This is a genomic window from Rhizobium sp. UGM030330-04, from assembly GCF_003208455.1.
GTDB lineage: Bacteria > Pseudomonadota > Alphaproteobacteria > Rhizobiales > Rhizobiaceae > Agrobacterium > Agrobacterium rhizogenes_A.
Genome location: NZ_QKML01000050.1, coordinates 1 through 1,335, shown reverse-complemented (window position 1 = coordinate 1,335; position 1,335 = coordinate 1). Strand labels below are relative to the sequence as shown.

The following is a 1,335-nucleotide window of genomic DNA, read 5'->3' as shown; positions in this document are numbered from 1 at the left end:
TTGCGGGAAACAGAATGAGGAGAAGTTTCCCATGATGACAGACCTTCGCGAACATTTTTCTACGCTTGAGGATCCTCGGATCGATCGCAACAAACGGCACGAGCTGCTGGATATCGTGCTTGTGGTGATCTGTGGGATGCTCAGTGGCGCCGATGGGTGGGAAGCCATCGAGGAATTTGGAAAAGAGAAGCTTAGAGGCTGTCTAGGAACTCACTTTAGAAATTCCCTGAAAATAGGCAGATTGGATAAAGTCAACCCTTTGTTTTAAAAGGTATTTTTTCATAGAAACTGTCTAAAAAGGCAGTCTCTTACGTGGTTGCGGCAGTTCGGCTCGTTTGCCAATGGTGTACCTTCGCATGATTGTATTGCCCGGGTGATTTCACGGCTTTCGGTGAAGGGGTTTTCGCGAATGCTTTCTGAGTTGGACAGAGGCGGTCACTGAAGCCACTGGCGGTGAGATCATTGCGGTGGATGGCAAGACCGCAAGAGGCTCACGCGATCGTAAGCGTGGATGCAAAGCGCTCCACATGGTGAGTGCCTGGGCGGGCACCAATCGGTTAGTGCTGGGACAAGAGGCAACCGAAGAGAAATCCAACGAGATCACGGCCATCCCGAAGCTGCTCGAAGTGCTTGAACTCAAGGGGTGTATCGTCACCATCGATGCCATGGGTTGTCAGAAAGCGATCGCTGAGCAAATCGTGACGCAAGGCGCCGACTATGTGTTGGGACTCAAAGGCAACCAAAGTGCATTACTCGAAGCGGTCGAGGATTTTTTCTACGTCGCAGAAGCGGGCGATTTTGCGGGCGTAAGGCATGACTTCCTGGAGGAAGTGGACAAGGATCATGGGCGCTTGGAAAGACGCCGTTACTGGATCACCGAGGACTTGCGAACACTTCCAGACACCGAGCAGTGGAAGGGGCTGCGTAGCATCGGCATGGTCGAGCGCCGGTGCTGGGTCGGTGACACCGAAACGGTGGAACGACGTTTTTTTATCACCTCCATCCCGGCCGATGCCCGACGTTTCGCGCACGCTGTGCGCGGACACTGGGGGGTAGAGAATCGACTTCACTGGCGTCTTGATGTGGTCTTCTCTGAGGATGCGAGCCGCATTCGCAAAGGCAACGCGCCAGCGATCATGACGTCGATCCGACACCTGTGCATGAATCTGTTCGAGCACGAATCCTCCTCATTGCGCCTGTCCCAGAAACGGCGCAAGGCGGCTTGGAACGACAACTACCGGGCTAAGAGACTGCCTTTTTAGACAGTATCCGTGAAAAATATCCTTAATAAACAGATTGTTAATTTTCTTCAAACTGCCCACAGTCAGGGAATTC

Annotated in this window: 2 pseudogenes; both read left to right on the top strand. The window is 52.8% G+C overall.

Annotated elements, in window-relative coordinates:
* Positions 1 to 31 precede the first annotated feature (31 nt).
* Positions 32 to 442, top strand: a pseudogene (locus tag N434_RS26215) (transposase family protein).
* Positions 414 to 1,262: pseudogene (locus N434_RS25405) on the top strand (ISAs1 family transposase); the annotation flags it as partial. The pseudogenes N434_RS26215 and N434_RS25405, both read left to right, overlap by 29 nt.
* Positions 1,263 to 1,335 lie beyond the last annotated feature (73 nt).